This is a genomic window from Halomonas alkalicola (assembly GCF_030704205.1).
Taxonomy (GTDB): Bacteria; Pseudomonadota; Gammaproteobacteria; order Pseudomonadales; family Halomonadaceae; genus Halomonas; species Halomonas alkalicola.
This window is the reverse complement of the sequence record NZ_CP131913.1, coordinates 2,851,653-2,870,478: the sequence shown is the minus strand read 5'-3', so window position 1 is coordinate 2,870,478 and position 18,826 is coordinate 2,851,653. Positions and strand designations below refer to the sequence as shown.

The following is an 18,826-nucleotide window of genomic DNA, read 5'->3' as shown; positions in this document are numbered from 1 at the left end:
GGGTACAGAACCTCAGTCCGGAAGCGCCCTGATCAGAGCGTCACGCGCAGCGCCAGCGGATGCTCGTCGCAGTTGTTCCCCTCGCCGCCGCGATCGACGACGAGAAACTCCCCTTCCCGCTCCAGCACCGACTGGATGGCGTGCCAGGTGCCGGCGCGGTAGTTGACCCCCTGACGGCCGTCGGTGACGAAGGCGCGCACCTCGGCGGGATCGATGGTCTCGCCCGGCGGCGCCACGACCACCACAAACCTTTCTTCATGGAGCGGCATGAAGGCCTGGCTGCCCAGAGGATGGCGCTCCAGGAAGTCGAGTTCCAGGGGGACCGTCACCGGCTGGCTGACGAAGAGGCTGATCAGCGTCCGCGCGCCCTCCCCCAGGGTCTCGACCGTCGCCAGGTCGTGGTGGCGCCGGGTGCGCCCGGCGTTGATGGGAAACCACGCCGACGCCCGGGCGTCGATCACCTCGCCGAAGGGGGCGAAGGCCTCGGCGGTCAGCGGTTCGGCTTTCAGTTCCAGCATGTTCTTGTATCTCCGACGTTGGATGCGAGAGGCGCCGGGGACAGGCCTGGAGGGGGTCCTATGCCAGGGGTGAGAAGCACTGCTTCGAACGGGCTGGCCATGGAGGGCCAGCACCGGTCCTGCAAGCGGAGCAGGACGCGAGAGCGAAGCAGGGCATCTGCGCCCAGGGAGGGGTTCACAGCGCCCCCGATCTGGTCCGGCACCCCGGGGCCTGTCGCCGGATCAGCCTCGAGCCCCGCCAACGCAGCTCGCGAGTCTCGGGCAGCCGCCTGAATGCTCAGCGGCCACCCAGGCGCAGCCTGGGATGGCGGTTGACGTCCTTGTAGAGCAGGTAGCGGAAGGGCCCCGGGCCGCCGGCGTAGCAGGCCTGAGGGCAGAAGGCACGCAGCCACATGAAGTCGCCCGCCTCCACCTCGACCCAGTCCTGGTTGAGGTGGTAGACCGCCTTGCCCTCCAGCACGTAGAGGCCGTGCTCCATGACGTGGGTCTCGTCGAAGGGGATCACCGCGCCGGGCTGGAAGGTGACGATATTGACGTGCATGTCGTGGCGCACGTCGTTCGGATCGACGAAGCGGGTGGTGGCCCAGCGCCCCTCGGTGCCCGGCATGGGGTTGGGCTCGAGGTCGTTCTCGTTGGTGACGAAGGCCTCCGGCACCTCGATGCCCTCGACCCGCTCATAGGCCTTGCGCACCCAGTGGAAGCGCACCGGCGCCTCGGCTTCGTTCCTGACCTGCCAGTCACTGCCCGGCGGGATGAAGGCGTAGCCGCCGGGGCCCATGGCGTGGCGCTCGCCGGCGAGTGTCAGGGTCATCTCGCCCTCCACCACGAAGAGCACCCCTTCGGCCTCGGGGTCGATCTCGGGGCGCTCGCTGCCGCCGCCGGGGGCGACCTCCATGATGTACTGGGAGAAGGTCTCGGCGAAGCCGGAGAGCGGGCGCGCCAGCACCCACAGCCGGGTGCCCTCCCAGAACGGCAGGTTGCTGGTGACGATATCGCCGAAGACGCCCTTGGGAATCACCGCATAGGCCTCGGTGAACACCGCTCGGTCGGAGAGCAGCTGAGTCTGGGGCGGATGACCGCCGGTGGGTGCGTAGTAGGTACGTGGTTTCATGGTATGTCCTCAGGCTTGCGGTGCCGGATGATGCTCGGCCCAGTGGCGGGCAATATCCACCCGACGCGCCACCCAGACCCGGTCATGGCTCTCGATATGGTCCAGGAAGCGCTGCAGGGCGCGGAAGCGGCCCGGCCGCCCCAGCAGGCGGCAGTGCATGCCGATGGAGAGCATCTTGGGCGACTCCTCCCCCTCTGCATAGAGCACGTCGAAGGCGTCACGCAGGTAGGTGAAGAAGTGGTCGGCGGTGTTGAAGCCCTGGGGCGCGGCGAAGCGCATGTCGTTGCTGTCCAGGGTGTAGGGCACGATCAGGTGGTCGTGCTCGACCCCCTGGCTGTCGCGCTCGCGGGTCCAGAACGGCAGGTCGTCACCATAGTAGTCGCTGTCATAGAGGAAGCCGCCCTCGTCCAGCACCAGCCGGCGGGTGTTGGGGCTGTCGCGACCGGTGTACCAGCCCTGGGGCTTCTCGCCATAGAGGCGCTGGAAGATCGCCATGGCCTGCTTCAGGTGCTCGCGCTCCTGTGCCTCCGGCATCTCCTGGTAGTGGATCCAGCGATAGCCGTGGCAGGCGACCTCGTGGCCCAGCTCCTTGAAGGCGTGGGCCACCTCCGGGTGGCGCTCCAGCGCCATGGCCACCCCGAAGACGGTGAGCGGCAGGCCGCGGCGCTCGAACTCGCGCAGGATCCGCCATACCCCCGCCCGGGAGCCGTACTCGTAGATCGATTCCATGCTCAGGTGGCGGTCCGGATAGGCCGCCGCCCCGATGATCTCGGAGAGAAACTGCTCGGAGCCGGCGTCGCCGTGCAGCACGCAGTTCTCGCCCCCCTCCTCGTAGTTGAGCACGAACTGCACGGCGATCCTCGCCCGGCCGGGCCAGTTGGCATGGGGCGGGTTGCGGCCGTAGCCGATCAGGTCGCGAGGGTAGTCGGCGATCGTCATTTGCACTCAATTCCTGTATTTATTGTATACATAATGAATTTAGCGCTGTCGCCTTCGTCATGCAAGCCCGAACCCGCAAGGTTCAGGATGCGAAGATGGCCTGCAGGTCGGGAGCCTCCTCCTCCTCCTCCACCATGGAGAGCGTGGCCTCCACGGCTTTCAGGTGCTGCGACATCAGCGCGGCCGCCGTTTCGCCTTCACCGGCCTCCAGGCATGCGATCAGGGCATCATGATCATGGGTCTCGCAACCCAGATGGCCGGCATTGCCATAGACGGCGAGGATCAGCGAGGAGCGCGAACAGAGCCGGCCGACGAATTCGGCCAGGGTAGCGTTCCCCGAGACCCTGGCCAGGCGGGTATGGAACTCCGCGGAGAGGCGGATGCCCGCACTATGCTCCCCCTCCTTCACCGCCCGCTGCTCGCGCTCGCTGAGCAGACGCAGCTCGCCCGCCTCCTCGGTGGTGATGCGCCGGGCCACCTCGGGCATCAGGCCGCACTCCACCATCTGGCGGGCATCGAAGACATCCTTGGCCTCGTCGGCGGTGGGGCGCGTGACGCTGGCCCCGCGGCGGGGGGTCAGGGTGACCAGCTGCTCAAGCGCCAGGCGCTGCAGGATCTTGCGGATACCGGTGCGGCTGACGCCGAACACCTCGGCGAGGGCATCCTCACGCAGGCGGGCGCCGGGCTTGAGCCGGTGCTCGATGATCGCATCGCTGATCGAGCGATAGATGGCCTCGTGACGCTCGGCGCCGTCGCCGTCCTTGCCGCGTCCGCTTCCCGACGCCTTGCGCTGGCTCTCGATATGGCGCTGACTCATCCCTCTCTCCCGGTAGCAGTTGGCCGCCCGTGGCGGGCGTCTGGAGATGATTGTATACGCCAGGCGGGCAGAGTCATCTCTTCAACGACAAGGACCCGCCGCGAGGCGGGTCCCTGCCGGGCGCGAGCACAGAGGGGCGTCATCGGGACCAGGCGGCGATGGCCTCGCGCTCCTCGTCGGTCATGCCGGTCATGTTGCCCAGGGGCATGTAGCCGCTGGCCACCACCTGCTGGATCTGGGCACGCTGGGCGGCGGTCTGCTGCGGGGAGTCATAGGCGACCCCGGCCGGCGGCGCGTTGAAGCCGGGCTGGGTGGGCTGGCTGGCATGGCAGGAGGCGCAGCGGGTCTCCATGATGGCGTGGACCTCCTCGAGGCTCACCGCGGCACGATCCGGGTCGGCGGCGGGTGACGGCGCGGGGGCGGCGATCCAGAACGCCAAGGCGATCAGCGCCACGCCGGCCGCCGGGTAGGCGGGCTTGACGCTGCCGGCATGCATCAGCACGAAGAACTGACGGATCAGGGCCCCGGCGAAGATGAACAGCGACATGATCACCCAGGCCTGCTGGTGGGAGTAGGCGAAGGAGTAGTGGTTGCTGATCATCAGCAGCACCACCGGCAGGGTGAAGTAGGTGTTGTGCACCGAGCGCTGCTTGCCGCGCTTGCCGTCCAGGGGGTTGGGGGCCTCGCCCGCCTTCATGGCGGCCACCATGCGGCGCTGGCCGGGAATGATCCAGAAGAAGACGTTGGCGGACATCGCCGTGGCCATCACCGCGCCGGTGATCAGGAAGGCGGCGCGGCCGGCGAAGAGCTGGGTGCTGAGCCAGGCCACCACGACCATCATCACGGCCACCGCGATGCTCAGCAGGCCATCCCGGGTCATGTCGGGGCTGATGCGCTTGCACAGCTCGTTGTAGACCACCCAGCCACCGACCAGGAAGAGCAGCGCCAGCACGTTGGCCTGCCAGCCGCTCATGGTGGCGGCCCACTCCCAGCTGGCATTGGGGTTGACCAGATAGAAGCTCGGGTTGGCCATGTAGAGCAGCACGAAGAGCGCAAAGCCCGACAGCCAGGTGGTATAGGACTTCCAGAACGACCAGTGCAGGTCATCGGGCAGCCTGGCCGGCGCCGTAGCGTACTTCTGGTTATGGTAGAAGCCGCCACCGTGCACCGCCCACATCTCGCCGAAGACCCCCTTGTCGCGGTCCTCGGCAGCCTTGGGCTTCCTCAGGCTGTTGTCCAGCATCACGAAGTAGATCGACTCGCCGATCCAGGCGATGGCCGCGATGACGTGCAGCCAGCGCAGCATGAAGTTTCCGAAGTCCAGCAGATAGGCTTGCATCAGGGGAGCCTCGACTCATGGCATTGTTGTTGGTGACTGGCAACCAGCCCTGGTCTGAAAGATTGGCGAGCGCCGCCAGCGCTCGGCTAGCTGCCGCGGTAGGTGGAGTAGCCATAGGGCGAGAGCAGCAGCGGCACATGATAGTGCGCGCCGGCATCGGCCACCCCGAAGCGCAGCGGAATCACATCCAGGAAGCGCGGCTCCTCGGCCTCGACGCCCTGGGCCTGGGCACGCAGGTAGTCGCCGGCGTGGAAGACCAGCTCGTACTGGCCGACGGCGAAGCCCTCGCCCTCAAGGATCGGCGCATCGCAGCGGCCGTCGTCGTTGGTGACGACCTCCTTCAGGCGAATGCGCTGCTCGCCCTCCAGGCGAAAGACCTCGATGCGGATACCTTTGCCCGGTCGCCCCTGGGCGGTGTCGAGTACGTGGGTAGTCAGGCGTCCCATGGCGGGTGCTCCTCGTGTCGCGTTGTGGATTGTCGTGATCGGACCGGGTGCCGTAGCATGAAAACAGTTTTAGCCATTCTTGCAGTACATTTCAAAACATTTTTTGTATACATTTAACCGAGACACACCGCAGACAGCGACAAGACCACCCCCTGCAGGAGCATCACCATGAGCGACCGGAACCTGAACCCGCGCCCCAGCCAGCTGGACAAGGCCGCCTTCGTGGCCGCCTACGGCGAGATCTACGAACACTCCCCCTGGGTCGCCGAACTGGCCTGGGAGAAGGGCCTCTCCGCCACCCAGGACACCCCCGCAGGGCTGGCCGAGGCGATGGGCGAGGTGCTCTCCTCCGCCCCCGCCGAGCGCCAGCTGGAAGTGATCCGCGCCCACCCGGACCTGGCCGGCAAGGCGGCACTGGCCGGCACCCTCACCGACGACTCCACTCGCGAGCAGGCCGGCGCCGGCCTCGACCAGTGCTCGCCGGAGGAGCTGGCCCGTTTCGAGCGGCTCAACGAGGCCTACAAGGCGAAGTTCGGCTTTCCCTTCGTGATGGCGGTGAAGGGCAGCGACCGCTTCGCCATCCTCGACGCCTTCGAGGTGCGCCTGGAGAACACCCCGGCCGAGGAGCGCCGCACCGCGGTGGAGCAGATCAATCGCATCGCCCTGTTCCGCCTGCAGGCCCGCGCGGAGGGCTAGGGCTCTCCTTCACCCCACGCTTCGCTCGGCGCCCCTCATGCCAGCCCCGCGGCTTCCTCCGCGGGGCTTTTGTCGTTCGGGCTGGCCCCCTGCACTCGATCACGACATGACCAAACGGTCAATAGATAACGGATAACCCACTGATCAACAAGGGATCCGTAAAATGAGTTCCGGGAAATCATCCAGATGTCTTTCAAACAGAGTCATATTGTGTACATTTAAAGGCATGGATTGGCCTCAATCACGATAACAACCGGCCAGCCTCACGACCCGCACGCCAGCACCGACAACAACCCAAGCTGCGAGCCCGACCATGACCAGACCCCGTTCCGCGCCCCATCCCGAGACGAACCCCACTCGCACCATCAACCGCGACCCGGACGCGATGCCGCCGCTCTCCAAGGCGATTCCCCTGGGGCTGCAGCACATCATGGCGATGTTCGCCGGCAACGTGACCCCGCCGATCATCATCGCCGGCGTGATCGGCGCCGCCACCGGCGAGACGATCTTCCTGATCCAGGTGGCCCTCTTCGTGGCCGGGGTCTCGACCCTGATCCAGACCATTGGCGTGGGCCCCATCGGCGCCCGCCTGCCCATCGTCCAGGGCACCAGCTTCGGCTTCCTGCCGGTGGCGCTACCCCTGGCCAACGCCTTCGGGCTGGCCGCCGTGCTCGGAGCCTCCTTGATCGCCGGCCTGCTGCAGGTGGTGCTGGGGGCCTTCCTCAGGAAGATCCGCCACTGGTTCTCGCCGGTGGTCACGGGCATCGTGGTGCTGCTGATCGGCATCACGCTGATGCCGGTAGGCCTCAACTACGCCGCCGGCGGCGTGGGATCCGACGACTTCGCCTCGCCCACCAACCTGCTGCTGGCGCTCTTCGTGCTGGTGGTGTGCATCGCCGTTCACCAGCTGGGCCGCGGTTTCGTCAAGGCCTCCTCGATCCTCTTCGGGCTGCTGGCCGGCTACCTGGTGGCCATCGCACTGGGCATGGTGGACTTCACCAACCTGCGCGAGGCGGCCTGGTTCGCCGTGCCGAGACCGCTGCAGTACGGGATGGAGTTCCACCTCACCGCCATCGTCGGCATGGTGCTGATCATGTTCGTGGTGGGGCTGGAGACCATCGGCAACATCTCGGCCATCACCACCGGCGGCGCGGGCCGCCCGGCCAAGGACCGCGAGCTCTCGGGCGGCGTGATGGCCGACGGCGTGGCCACCTCCTTCGCCGCGCTCTTCAACACCCTGCCCAACACCGCCTACGCCCAGAACGTGGGCCTGATCACCCTGACCGGCGTGGTTAGCCGCCATGTGGTGACCATCGGTGGCATCCTGCTGATCTGCATGGGGCTGTTTCCCAAGCTGGGCGGCCTGGTGGCGGCCATGCCCCACGCGGTGCTGGGCGGTGCCGGCGTGGTGATGTTCGGCATGATCGCCTCGGCGGGCCTCAAGATCATCCAGGAGTGCGAGCTCGACCAGCGCGCCATGCTGATCATTGCGGTTTCCCTGAGCCTCGGCATCGGCCTGCCCGCCGTGGAGGCGATCTCCGAGACCATGCCCGGCCAGGTGGGACTGCTGCTGAAGTCGGGCCTGGTCCCGGCGGCGCTGGCCGCCCTGCTGCTCGACGCCATCCTGCCCGGCAAGCCGAAGCGCCAGCGCGGCGGCGAGGCCGTCGAGGCCGAGGCCGGCAAGGCCGAGGCCGGCAAGGCCGAGTCCAACGCCTGACGCCCGACTTCGCCTCCCCTGCTAGCCGCCCCCTGTCCACCACCTTTTCGCCACCCAGGCGCCGCCGGAGACCCCGGCGGCGCGCACGTCTTCGCCTGCTCGCCCCGGCCACCTCGGCTAGACTTCTCTCGAACGCATTGCGGAGGGATAGCCATGTACCGCGACCGACTGGAGGCGGCTAGGCGCCTGGCCGAGGCCCTGGGCCACCTGAAGGGGGAGCGCCCCCTGGTGCTGGCCATTCCCCGCGGCGGCGTGCCCATGGGCCGGGTGATCGCCGACGCCCTGGAGGGCGAGCTGGACGTGGTGCTGGTGCGCAAGATCGGCGCGCCCGGCAACCCCGAGTACGCCATCGGGGCGGTCAGCGAGGACGGCAGCGTGCACCTGGAGGAGCAGGCCGGGCAGTGCCGCGAGGAGTGGCTGACCAGGGCGATCGAGGAGCAGCGCCAGCTGATCGACGAACGCCGCCGCCGCTATACGCCGGTGCGCTCGCCCATCGACCCGGTCGGGCGGACGGTGGTGGTGGTGGACGACGGCAGCGCCACCGGGGCCACCATGGCCGCGGCACTCGCCACCCTGCGCCAGCGCGCACCGGCCCGGCTCATCGCCGCCCTCGGCGTGGCCCCCCCGGATACCCTGGCACGGCTTGAGGCCCTGGCCGACGAGGTGGTCTGCCCCGAGGCCCCGAACCGCTTCGGTGCGGTGGGACAGTTCTTCGCCGACTTCGGCCAGGTGGAGGATAGCGAGGTAATCCGCCTGCTGGGTCAGGCGACCCCCTGAGCCGGCCGCCTCGGCGGCCACCAGCGTCACGGGCCACCAACGACACGGGCCGCCCCGAGGTGGGGCGGCCCGTTCGATGTCGCGGCCGGCGTAGCGCCGGCGCCTGCCTTACTTGGCGGCGGCGGTCGCGGACTTCATGCTCTCCTCGACCAGCTTCTGGCTCTTCTGCAGGAAATCCTGGCCGAGGGCATTGACCTTCTCGGCATCGGCCTTCATCCGCTCGCCCAGGTCCTGGGCCGCCTTCTGCTGGCCCTCCATGGTCTTCTTGAAGCCCTCGACGTCGCGGGCGTCGACCCAGGCGCGCGCCTGAGCCAGGCCGAGGTCGGTATAGGTCCGGGCCGCTTCCATCTGGGCGGCCATCAGCTTCTCGTAGTACTCGAGCGTCAGGGAGCCATAGGCGCGGGCCGGCGCGACGAACAGGCCCTCGAACTGCTCGGTGGCCTTCTGGGTGGTTGCCTTGGTCATGGAACACCTCCGTCTACCTTGGGAAGACAGGGCATTTCGCCCTGCGCTGCATTGCAACATAGCAGGCGATATTGTGCGATGCAACATGGCGAAGGACCATTCTGCTCATGCCTCCAGCCGCTTCCTTACGGTCAGCGGTAGGCCCCCTCGATATCGGTGATGCGCATGGCGCGGCGACCCAGGCCGCCGTGCTGGTCGAGCATGCGCTCGAGCCAGGCGTAGACCGGGTCGGCATTGGAGACCAGGTCGGCGCTCGACACGCAGCGCGCCCACATGAAGCTGCCGAACACCAGGTAGTCACCGGCCGCGGGCGCCTCGCCGTCGATGTAGTCCGCCTCCTTCAGGCGACCGCGCAGCGGCTCGAGCGCCGCATCCAGCTGCGAGAGCCCCTTCGCCGGGGAGTGGAACTCCTCCAGGGTGCGACCGAGGCGCTTCTCGCGGGTCTCGCGGAAGTAGTCGCGATCGTCGGGGTGAATGGCGTTGAGCAGATCCATGATGATGGTGCGCAACATGGCCGGCTGCAGGGAGCGCTCCGCGTAGTGCTTGAGGAAACTCGCTCGCCCCTCGGCCAGGGCGTCACCGAACAGCGGGGACTCGGGGTAGGCGCGATCCAGGTAGCGCAGGATGGCGTAGCTGTCGGTGATCGTCTCGTCACCGTCGACCAGCACCGGCACCTTGTCGTGATCGGCAAAGGCCAGCGCCGCCCTGTCATTGAAGCGCCAGGGGCGGGTCTCGGCCTCCAGCCCCTTGTGGGCAAGCGCATAGCGCACCCGCCAGCAGTAGGGCGAGAAGCGCAGCCCCTCATCGATGCCGCAGAGATCAAAGAGCACCCGTGTCATGACGTTCCCCCGTTGCGATTGGCGTGTCCCGGCAGTGTGCCAGCCTTTTCCCGCCCCCGCCACGCGGCATGCCGTGGTCCATCCGGCCCTGCCCTCCCTGTCCTTTAGTCTATAGTCAGGAGGCGCCGTTTCGCGGCAGATCTCGAGCGCTTCCGAACAACCCATTGTTGAAAAAGGCATTTCCTTATTTCAGGTATTGCGAAAACAAGAAATCGATTGGTAATACCAATTTTCCACCGCTGGCGAGTCAACGCTCCCAGGGCGTATCTTTCGCGCATCAGCCGCGCCCCCGGCAGGCGGAGTCGCGCCACCTCATTGCAGACAACATCATCACAACAGTCGAGGGGAAACCTGCCTCATGAATGACACCCTACTTGCGCTGCTGGCCTTTACGCCTCTGGTGCTGGCCGGTGTACTGCTGATCGGCTTGCGGATGCCGGCCAAGACCGCCATGCCGGCCGTCTACGTGGTCACCGCCCTCATCGCCCTGCTCGCCTGGGACATGAGCTTCAACCGGGTACTGGCTTCGACCCTTCAGGGTCTGATCCTCACCGTGTCGATCCTGTGGATCATCTTCGGGGCCATCCTGCTGCTCAACACCCTGAAGCACTCCGGCGGCATCACCGCGATCCGCAACGGCTTCTCCGGCATCAGCCCCGACCGCCGCGTCCAGGCCATCATCGTCGCCTGGCTGTTCGGCTGCTTCATCGAGGGCGCCTCCGGCTTCGGCACCCCGGCCGCCGTGGCCGCCCCGCTGATGGTGGCCCTCGGCTTCCCGGCGCTGGCCGCCGTGGTCGTGGGCATGATGATCCAGTCCACCCCGGTCTCCTTCGGCGCCGTGGGCACCCCCATCGTGGTGGGTGTCACCGGCGGCATCAACCGCGATGCCATCACCGAGGCGCTGGAAGCCGGCGGCTACACCTGGCTGGAGTACTTCCGCCTGATCGCCGCAGAAGTGGCCGTGATCCACGGCATCGTCGGTATCCTGATGCCGCTGATCATGGTGGTCATCATGGTCAAGTTCTTCGGTGCCAACAAATCCTGGAAGGAGGGCCTCTCCATTGCCCCCTTCGCGATCTTCGCCGGCGTGGCCTTCGTGGTCCCCTACATGCTGGCAGGCGTGCTGCTCGGCCCGGAATTCCCGTCGATGATCGGCGCCATGGTCGGCCTGGCCATCGTCGTGCCGGCGGCCCGTCGCGGCTTCCTGATTCCCAAGGATGTCTGGGACTTCCCCGAGCGCAAGTCCTGGCCGGACGAGTGGATCGGCAAGCTGGAAATCAAGCTGGATGACATCGCCGGCAAGGCGCCGATCTCCACCCTGATGGGCTGGGTGCCCTACGTGCTGCTGGCCGTGATCCTGGTCGCCTCTCGCACCATCGAGCCGTTGCGCGACGCCCTCAATGCCTGGACCTTCGGCTGGAGCAACATCCTCGGTGAGGCCGGCGTTTCCGGCAGCATTGCCCCCCTCTACCTGCCGGGCGGCATCCTGCTGATGGTGGTGCTGATCACCGCCGTGCTCCACAAGATGCGCATGGGCGAGCTCAAGGCCGCCTTCGGCGAATCCTCGAAGACCATCCTCGGCGCCGGCTTCGTGCTGATCTTCACCATCCCCCTGGTGCGGATCCTGATCAACTCCGGCGTCAATGCCTCGGACCTGGTCTCCATGCCGGTGGCCATGGCGCAGTTCGTCGCCGACGGTGTGGGCGGGGTCTATCCCTTCTTCGCCCCGGCCGTGGGTGCCCTGGGCGCCTTCATTGCCGGCTCCAACACCGTGGCCAAACTGATGCTGGCGGACTTCCAGTTCAACGTGGCACAGCAACTGGGTGTCTCCACCGCCATGATGGTCTCCCTGCAGGCCGTGGGCGCCGCGGCGGGTAACATGATCGCCATCCACAACGTGGTCGCGGCCTCTGCCACCGTGGGCCTGCTGGGCCGCGAGGGCATCACCATCCGCAAGACCATCCTGCCGACGATCTACTACCTGATCTTCACCGGCATCATCGCGCTGATCGCCTTCTACGTGATCGGTGTGACCGACCCCTTGATGCGGGCCGGATGATGGCACGAGCATGACGCTCACCGGGCCTCGCCGACTCTCGGCGGGGCCCGGTCATTTTCCGCCGAACGCCCTCCAGAACAGAGCCGATACCGCTTCATATAGAATAATTTTCCATGGATAAATGGAAAATATTTTCATACAATTGACATCTACACTGAAGAGATACCTCCCTCTCCTCCGGAGTCATCATGAACACCCTCTTCGATGAACGACTCGATGGCGAAGTGACCCAGCGCGACCCCGCCGAGGTGCTCGCCGACCTGCGCCAGGCACTCCCCGGCATGACCCTGCTGCACCGCGAGGAGGACCTGCGTCCCTTCGAGTGCGACGGCCTCTCCGCCTACCGCGCCCTGCCGATGCTGGTCGCCCTGCCCGAGACCCTCGAGCAGGTCGAGACCCTGCTCAAGCGCTGCCGCGCCCTGGGCGTGCCGGTGGTGACCCGCGGCGCCGGTACCGGCCTCTCCGGCGGCGCCCTGCCGCTGGAACACGGCGTGCTGCTGGTGCTGTCGCGCTTCAACCGCATCCTCGAGATCGACCCCGACGCGCGCACCGCCCGGGTCCAGCCCGGAGTGCGCAACCTGGCGATCTCCGAGGCGGCGGCGCCCTACGGGCTCTACTACGCCCCGGACCCCTCCTCCCAGATTGCCTGCTCCATCGGCGGCAACGTGGCGGAGAACGCCGGCGGCGTGCACTGTCTGAAGTACGGACTGACCGTGCACAACGTGATCCGGGTCGAGGTGCTGACCATCGAGGGCGAGCGCATGACGCTCGGCTCCGACGCCCTGGACGCCCCCGGCTTCGACCTGCTCGCCCTGTTCACCGGCTCCGAGGGCATGCTCGGTGTGGTCACCGAGGTGACCGTCAAGTTGCTGCCCAAGCCGGAGAGCGCCAAGGTGCTGATGGCAAGCTTCGACGACATCGAGAAGGCCGGCAACGCCGTGGGCGCCATCATCGCCGCGGGCATCATCCCCGGGGGCCTGGAGATGATGGACAACCTGGCGATCCGCGCCGCCGAGGACTTCATCGGCGCCGGCTACCCGGTGGAGGCCGAGGCGATCCTGCTTTGCGAGCTGGATGGCGTCGAGGCAGACGTGGACGACGACTGCGAAACGGTGCGCCGCGTGCTGGAGCAGGCCGGTGCCACCGGCATCCAGCAGGCCCGCGACGAGGCCGAGCGCGCGCTGTTCTGGGCCGGGCGCAAGAACGCCTTCCCGGCGGTGGGCCGCATGTCCCCGGACTACTACTGCATGGACGGCACCATTCCCCGCCGCGAGCTGGCCCGGGTGCTCAAAGGCATCGGCGATCTGGGCGAGGAGTACGGCCTGCGGGTGGCCAACGTCTTCCACGCCGGCGACGGTAACATGCATCCGCTGATCCTCTTCGATGCCAACCAGCCCGGTGAATTCGAGCGCGCCGAGGAGCTCGGCGGGCGCATCCTAGAGCTGTGCGTCGAGGTGGGGGGCACCATCACCGGCGAGCACGGGGTGGGTCGCGAGAAGATCCACCAGATGTGCGTTCAGTTCAGCCCCGGCGAGCTCGCCACCTTCCGGGCCGCCAAGCGCGCCTTCGACCCCGACGAGCTGCTCAACCCGGGCAAGAACATTCCCACCCCGGCGCGCTGCTCCGAGTTCCGCCTGACCAAGAGCGCCGGCGACGCCCCCCCCCCGACCCAGGCCCCAGAGAGCCACGGCTGAGAGACTTCGACGACATGGTGAGCACACACGACACCCCCCAGCACGATATCCCCAGCCATGACGCCAGCGAGGCGCTGGCGGAGCGCATCCGCCGTGCCGAGGCCGAGGGTACCCCCCTGCGCATCGTCGGCGGCGACACCAAGGCCTTCTATGGTCGTAACGTTCAGGGCGAAGCGCTCTCGACCCGGGAGCACCGCGGCATCACCGAGTATGACCCGGTGGAGCTGATCGTCTCGGTGCGTACCGGCACGCCGCTGCACGAACTGGAGGCCGCCCTGGCCGCCAACGGCCAGATGCTGCCCTGCGAGCCGCCCCACTTCGGCGAGGACGCCACCGTGGGCGGCATGATCGCCACCGGGCTCTCCGGCCCGCGCCGCCCCTGGGCCGGCAGCGTGCGCGACTTCGTGCTGGGTACGCGGATCATCACCCGCCAGGGCAGCGAGCAGCGCTTCGGCGGCCAGGTGATGAAGAACGTGGCCGGCTATGACCTCTCGCGGCTGATGGTGGGCGCCCAGGGCACCCTGGGGCTGCTGACCGAGGTCTCCATGAAGGTGCTGCCGCTGCCCGGCGCCAGCCGCAGCCTGCACCTGGACATGCCGCTGGCCCGGGCGCTGGAGAAGCTCTCCGAGTGGGGCCGCCAGCCGCTGCCGATCACCGCCGCCGCCTGGCTCGACGGCGCCCTGCACCTGCGTCTGGAGGGCGGACCGAGCTCGGTGGCCGCCACCGCCGAGCGGCTGGGCGGCGACGAGCTCAAGCCCGACTTCTGGGCCGCCCTGAACGAGCAGCGCCTGGCCTTCTTCGCCAGGGATGACGGCCGCGCCCTGTGGCGCCTCTCGCTGCCCCACCACACCCCGGTGCTCGAGCTTCCCGGCGTCAATGATGCCGACGTGCTCTACGACTGGGCCGGTGCCCAGCGCTGGCTGAGAAGCGACCTCGACGCCGCGACCCTGCGCGAGGTGGTCTCCCGGGCCGGCGGCCACGCCACCTGCTGGCGCGGCGCCAACGGCCAGCCGGTGGACGAGACCTTCACCCCGCTCGCCCCGGTGCTGGCCAAGTACCACCAGAACCTCAAGGCAGAGCTGGACCCCAAGGGGATCTTCAATCCGGGCCGGCTCTACGCGGCATTCTGAGACAGAGGGGATAACGCCGAGATGCAGACGCATTTTTCCGAGGAAGATCTCAAGAAGCCGCATATCCGCGAGGCCGACCGGGTGCTGCGCACCTGCGTGCACTGCGGCTTCTGCAACGCCACCTGCCCCACCTACCAGCTGCTCGGCGACGAGCGCGACGGCCCCCGCGGGCGCATCTACCTGATGAAGGAGATGCTCGAGGCCCCCGAGGGCGCCGACAAGGTGACCGAGGAGACCCGGCTGCACCTGGACCGCTGCCTGACCTGCCGCAACTGCGAGACCACCTGCCCCTCCGGCGTGGAGTACCACAAGCTGCTCGACATCGGCCGCGCCGAGATCGAGCGGCGGGTGCCCCGCAAGCCGGCCGAGCGCGCCCAGCGCTATGCGCTGCGCAAGATGCTGGTGGAGCCGAAGCGCTTCCAGGCGCTGCTCAAGCTCGGCCAGACCTTCCGGCCGCTGGTGCCCGGCGCCCTGCGCGACAAGCTGCCGCCCGCCCCCGTGGATGCCGGCAAGCGCCCAGAGGGCAGCCGCCACGCCCGCCAGATGCTGATCCTGGAGGGCTGCGTGCAGCCGGGCCTTTCGCCCAACACCAACGCCGCCACCGCCCGGGTGCTGGACCGCCTCGGCATCGGCCTGACGCCGGTGGCGGAGGCCGGCTGCTGCGGCGCCATCGACTTCCACCTGAACGCCCACGACGACGGCCGCGCCCGGGCGCGGGCCAACATCGACGCCTGGTGGCCGCACGTCGAGGCCGGCGCGGAGGCCATCGTGCAGACCGCCAGCGGCTGCGGCGCCTTCGTCAAGGAGTACGTCGACATCCTCAAGGACGACCCGGCCTACGCCGAGAAGGCGGCCCGGGTGAGCGCGCTGGCCAGGGACCTGGTGGAGGTGCTGCGCGACGAGGCGCTAGACGCCCTCGATGTGAAGCAGAGCCGCAAGCTCGCCTTCCACTGCCCCTGCACCCTGCAGCACGCCCAGAAGCTCGGCGGCGCCGTGGAGTCGGTGCTGACCCGGCTCGGCTTCTCGCTGACCCCGGTCGCCGATGCCCACCTCTGCTGCGGCTCGGCGGGCACCTACTCCATCACCCAGCCCGAGCTCTCGACGCAGCTGCGCGACAACAAGCTCGACAACCTGGAGGCCGGCAAGCCCGAGGTGATCGTCACCGCCAATATCGGCTGCCAGACCCACCTCAACGGCGCCAACCGCACCCCGGTACGCCACTGGATCGAGATCGTCGACGAGGCACTAACCCCCTGAGGACAACCCCATGAAGACCAAGCCCGTACTGACCCTGACCGACGTCAACGCCATCCTCGATGCCGCCGAGAAGGAGGCCGAGGCCAACGGCTGGGGCGTGACCATCGCCGTGGCCGACGACGGCGGCCACCTGCTCGGCCTGCGCCGCATGGACACCGCCCCGCCCTTCAGCGCCGACGTGGCCACCCAGAAGGCCCGCAACGCCTCCCTGGGCCGCCGCGAGACCCAGGCCTTCGAGGAGATGATCAACGGCGGCCGCACCGCCTTCGTCACCGCCCCCATGCAGTCTCTGCTGGCCGGCGGCGTGCCGGTGCTGGTGAATGGCGAGGTGGCCGGCAGCGTCGGCATCTCCGGCGTCAAGCCCGACCAGGACGTTCAGGTGGCCAAGGCCGGCGTCGCCGCCATCGCCTGAAGCGCCTGGCTGAAGTAAGCTTTAGAGCCCCGCCGCCGCGGGGCTCTTCCGTGATGGCCAACGAGGATGCCATGCCCCTGCTCTATTTCCTGCCGCCGCTCGGCGCCGTGCTGATCTGGTCGGGCAACATGACCATCAACCAGCTCACCGTGGGCGCCATCGCGCCCTCCAGCATCGCCTTCCTGCGCTGGGTGCTGGCGCTCGTCGTGCTCACCCCCTTCCCGGCCCCGGCGGCCTGGAAGCACCGGGCGACGATCCGCCGCGAGTGGCCCAAGCTCGCCGTGCTGGGCCTGCTCGGCATGGGGCTGTGGCAGGGACTCGCCTACGTGGCCGCCGAGACCACCAGCGCCACCAACATGGGCATCCTGGCCGCCATGGTGCCGCTGCTCACCGTGCTGCTCAGCGCCCTGATCCTGCGCGAGCCGCCGAGCCTCGGCGGCGTGGCCGGCGGCGCCCTGGCGCTGTTCGGGGTGACCATCCTGCTGGGCCGCGGCAACCCGCTGTCGCTGCTGGAGCTGACCGTGGCCAAGGGCGACGCCCTGATGCTGGTGGCCGCCACCTGCTACGCCCTCTACGGGGTGATGCTCAAGCGCTGGCCCATCGGCCTGCCGCCCTGGGTACTGCTCTACGCCCAGGTGATCTTCGCGGTGCTCTTCCTGCTGCCGCCCTACCTGATGGGCCCCATGACCCCGGTGGACGCGAGCAACATTGGCCTGATCCTCTATGCCGGCATCCCGGCCTCGATCGTCACCACCTTCCTGTGGATGCTGGCGATCCGCCAGATCGGCGCCAGCCAGGCGAGCATCTTCATCAACCTGATGCCGCTGTTCAGCGCGCTGATCGCCATGGCGGCCCTCGGCGAGCGCATCGCGCTGTTCCACCTGCTGGGCGGCGTGCTGATCCTGGCCGGGGTGATCATGGCCCAGACCCTCACCCGGCCGCTGCTGCGCGCGCGACCCGCACCGAGCGATGCAGACCGCCCGTGCTAGACTCGGACTTCGCCCCCTGAACGACAGATAAGGATGCGCCATGTCCCTCGACGACCTGCACCTGACGCTTCGCAACCTGACGCCCGAGGACTATCCCCAGCTCGAGACGCTGATGGACGCGGTCTATCACGACATCGGCGGCGCCTGGTCGAAGCACACCATCGAGACGCTGATCGCCTCCTTCCCGGACGGCCAGCTCGCCATCGAGGACGACGGCCGCCTGGTGGGCATGGCGCTGACCGCACGGGTGGACTATGACGAGTTCACCAACCCGCACAGGTACGACGACCTGATCGGCAAGCGCGAGGTGATCCTCGACGACCAGGACGGCGACGCCATGTACGGCCTGGACGTGCTGATCCACCCGGAGTACCGCGGCTACCGGCTGGGTCGGCGCCTCTACGACGCCCGCAAGGAGCTGTGCCGCTCGCTGAACCTGCGGGCGATCCTCGCCGGCGGGCGCATCCCCCAGTATCACCAGCACGCCGAGACGCTCTCCCCCACCCAGTACATCGATCAGGTGGCCCGCAAGGAGATCCACGACCCCATCCTCTCCTTCCAGCTGGCCAACGACTTCCAGGTCAAGCGCCTCCTGCGCGACTACCTCCCCGAGGACGAGAAGTCCCAGGGCTATGCCACCCTGCTGGAGTGGAACAACTTCCTCTATGAGCCCGCCGAACTGGTGCTCGACAACCGCAAGACCCAGGTGCGGGTCGGCGCGGTGCAGTGGCAGATGCGCGAGTTCGACTCGGTGGAGGCGGTGCTGCAGCAGGTGGAGTACTTCGTCGACGCCCTCTCCGGCTACAAGAGCGACTTCGCGATCTTCCCGGAGCTCTTCAATGCCCCGCTGATGGGGCTGCAGGACCGCGCCGCCCAGCGCGACCAGATGGCGGCCGTGCGCTTCCTGGCCAGCTTCACCGAGCAGTTCAAGGCCGAGCTGTCGCGCATGGCGGTCTCCTACAACATCAACATCGTCGCCGGCTCCATGATCGAGGTGGGCGAGGACGACCGGCTCTACAACGTCAGCTACCTCTGCCACCGCGACGGCGAGATCGAGAGCCAGGCCAAGCTGCATATCACTCCCCAGGAGCGCCGCGACTGGGTCATCGAGGGGGGCGACGACCTGCAGGTGTTCGACACCGACGCCGGCCGGGTCGGCATCCTGATCTGCTACGACGTGGAGTTCCCGGAGCTGCCGCGGCTCTTGGCCGAGCAGGACATGGACATCCTCTTCGTGCCCTTCTGGACCGACACCAAGAACGGCTACCTGCGGGTGCGCCACTGCGCCCAGGCCCGGGCTATCGAGAACGAGTGCTACGTGGTGCTGTGCGGCAGCGTGGGCAACGTGCCCTCCATCGAGAACCTCGACATCCAGTACGCCCAGTCGGCGGTCTTCTCGCCCTCGGACTTCGCCTTCCCCCACGACGCCGTGCTCAACGAGACCACCCCCAACACCGAGATGATTCTCTTCTCGGATCTCGACCTGACCCGACTGACCATGGTGCGCAACGAGGGCTCGGTGACCAACCTCAAGGACCGCCGCAAGGACCTCTTCGACCTGCGCTGGCGGGACTGGTCCTGGAAGTCAGGGGCCGACCTGGAAGAGAGCTGAGTCGAGGCG

General features: G+C 67.9%; 18 protein-coding genes. 10 read left to right on the top strand and 8 right to left on the bottom strand.

The window, feature by feature from the left end; genetic code table 11:
* Nucleotides 1–32: 32 nt before the first annotated feature.
* From B6N23_RS13580 to uraH, 6 genes are all read right to left on the bottom strand, one after another.
* A complete protein-coding gene (locus B6N23_RS13580; RefSeq protein ID WP_305499830.1) occupies nucleotides 33–518 on the bottom strand; it encodes an ureidoglycolate lyase in 486 nt (161 codons plus the stop codon).
* Between the two features lie 277 nt (nucleotides 519–795).
* Nucleotides 796–1,629: a bifunctional allantoicase/(S)-ureidoglycine aminohydrolase gene (locus tag B6N23_RS13575; protein WP_305499828.1), complete on the bottom strand. Its 834-nt coding sequence runs from the start codon at nucleotides 1,627–1,629 to the stop codon at nucleotides 796–798.
* Nucleotides 1,630–1,638: 9 nt separating this feature from the next.
* On the bottom strand, nucleotides 1,639–2,568 hold the full coding sequence (gene puuE / locus B6N23_RS13570) for an allantoinase PuuE (protein ID WP_305499826.1): 930 nt from the start codon (nucleotides 2,566–2,568) through the stop codon (nucleotides 1,639–1,641).
* Between the two features lie 82 nt (nucleotides 2,569–2,650).
* Nucleotides 2,651–3,385, bottom strand: coding sequence for a GntR family transcriptional regulator (locus B6N23_RS13565; protein WP_305499824.1), 735 nt, complete (start codon nucleotides 3,383–3,385; stop codon nucleotides 2,651–2,653).
* Nucleotides 3,386–3,524: 139 nt separating this feature from the next.
* On the bottom strand, nucleotides 3,525–4,724 hold the full coding sequence (locus tag B6N23_RS13560; RefSeq protein ID WP_305499822.1) for a urate hydroxylase PuuD: 1,200 nt from the start codon (nucleotides 4,722–4,724) through the stop codon (nucleotides 3,525–3,527).
* 86 nt (nucleotides 4,725–4,810) lie between these two features.
* Nucleotides 4,811–5,170 (bottom strand): hydroxyisourate hydrolase, encoded by a 360-nt coding sequence (gene uraH / locus B6N23_RS13555; protein WP_305499821.1) that lies wholly within the window; start codon nucleotides 5,168–5,170, stop codon nucleotides 4,811–4,813.
* Between the two features lie 168 nt (nucleotides 5,171–5,338).
* Between uraH and uraD the strand changes: the two genes are divergently transcribed.
* The 3 genes from uraD (at nucleotide 5,339) to B6N23_RS13540 (ending at nucleotide 8,360) form a co-directional block, all read left to right on the top strand.
* Complete coding sequence (uraD, locus tag B6N23_RS13550) at nucleotides 5,339–5,866, top strand: 2-oxo-4-hydroxy-4-carboxy-5-ureidoimidazoline decarboxylase (protein WP_305499820.1); 528 nt, start codon at nucleotides 5,339–5,341, stop codon at nucleotides 5,864–5,866.
* Nucleotides 5,867–6,179: 313 nt separating this feature from the next.
* Nucleotides 6,180–7,583, top strand: coding sequence for a uracil-xanthine permease family protein (locus B6N23_RS13545; protein ID WP_305499819.1), 1,404 nt, complete (start codon nucleotides 6,180–6,182; stop codon nucleotides 7,581–7,583).
* Between the two features lie 153 nt (nucleotides 7,584–7,736).
* Entirely contained in the window at nucleotides 7,737–8,360 is a 624-nt protein-coding gene (locus B6N23_RS13540; protein WP_305499817.1) for a phosphoribosyltransferase, read from the top strand.
* Between the two features lie 108 nt (nucleotides 8,361–8,468).
* Here the strand turns inward: B6N23_RS13540 and B6N23_RS13535 are convergent, their stop codons facing one another.
* Entirely contained in the window at nucleotides 8,469–8,825 is a 357-nt protein-coding gene (locus tag B6N23_RS13535; protein WP_305499815.1) for a phasin family protein, read from the bottom strand.
* Between the two features lie 131 nt (nucleotides 8,826–8,956).
* Nucleotides 8,957–9,664, bottom strand: a complete 708-nt coding sequence (locus B6N23_RS13530; protein ID WP_169959135.1) for a glutathione S-transferase N-terminal domain-containing protein — start codon at nucleotides 9,662–9,664, stop codon at nucleotides 8,957–8,959.
* A 358-nt stretch (nucleotides 9,665–10,022) separates the two neighbouring features.
* On the opposite strand from B6N23_RS13530, the gene B6N23_RS13525 reads away from it, so the two are divergent.
* From B6N23_RS13525 to B6N23_RS13495, 7 genes are all read left to right on the top strand, one after another.
* Complete coding sequence (locus tag B6N23_RS13525) at nucleotides 10,023–11,723, top strand: L-lactate permease (RefSeq protein ID WP_305499811.1); 1,701 nt, start codon at nucleotides 10,023–10,025, stop codon at nucleotides 11,721–11,723.
* A 188-nt stretch (nucleotides 11,724–11,911) separates the two neighbouring features.
* Nucleotides 11,912–13,417, top strand: coding sequence for a glycolate oxidase subunit GlcD (gene glcD / locus B6N23_RS13520; protein WP_305499809.1), 1,506 nt, complete (start codon nucleotides 11,912–11,914; stop codon nucleotides 13,415–13,417).
* A 14-nt stretch (nucleotides 13,418–13,431) separates the two neighbouring features.
* The gene (glcE, locus tag B6N23_RS13515) at nucleotides 13,432–14,547 is read left to right on the top strand and encodes a glycolate oxidase subunit GlcE (protein WP_305499807.1); all 1,116 of its coding nucleotides are present in this window, start codon (nucleotides 13,432–13,434) and stop codon (nucleotides 14,545–14,547) included.
* A 21-nt stretch (nucleotides 14,548–14,568) separates the two neighbouring features.
* Nucleotides 14,569–15,804, top strand: coding sequence for a glycolate oxidase subunit GlcF (gene glcF / locus B6N23_RS13510; protein WP_305499806.1), 1,236 nt, complete (start codon nucleotides 14,569–14,571; stop codon nucleotides 15,802–15,804).
* A gap of 10 nt (nucleotides 15,805–15,814) precedes the next feature.
* Nucleotides 15,815–16,216 (top strand): GlcG/HbpS family heme-binding protein, encoded by a 402-nt coding sequence (locus tag B6N23_RS13505; RefSeq protein ID WP_253445014.1) that lies wholly within the window; start codon nucleotides 15,815–15,817, stop codon nucleotides 16,214–16,216.
* A gap of 71 nt (nucleotides 16,217–16,287) precedes the next feature.
* A complete protein-coding gene (locus B6N23_RS13500) occupies nucleotides 16,288–17,205 on the top strand; it encodes a DMT family transporter (RefSeq protein WP_305499796.1) in 918 nt (305 codons plus the stop codon).
* Between the two features lie 40 nt (nucleotides 17,206–17,245).
* Nucleotides 17,246–18,817, top strand: a complete 1,572-nt coding sequence (locus B6N23_RS13495) for a bifunctional GNAT family N-acetyltransferase/carbon-nitrogen hydrolase family protein (protein WP_305499794.1) — start codon at nucleotides 17,246–17,248, stop codon at nucleotides 18,815–18,817.
* Nucleotides 18,818–18,826 lie beyond the last annotated feature (9 nt).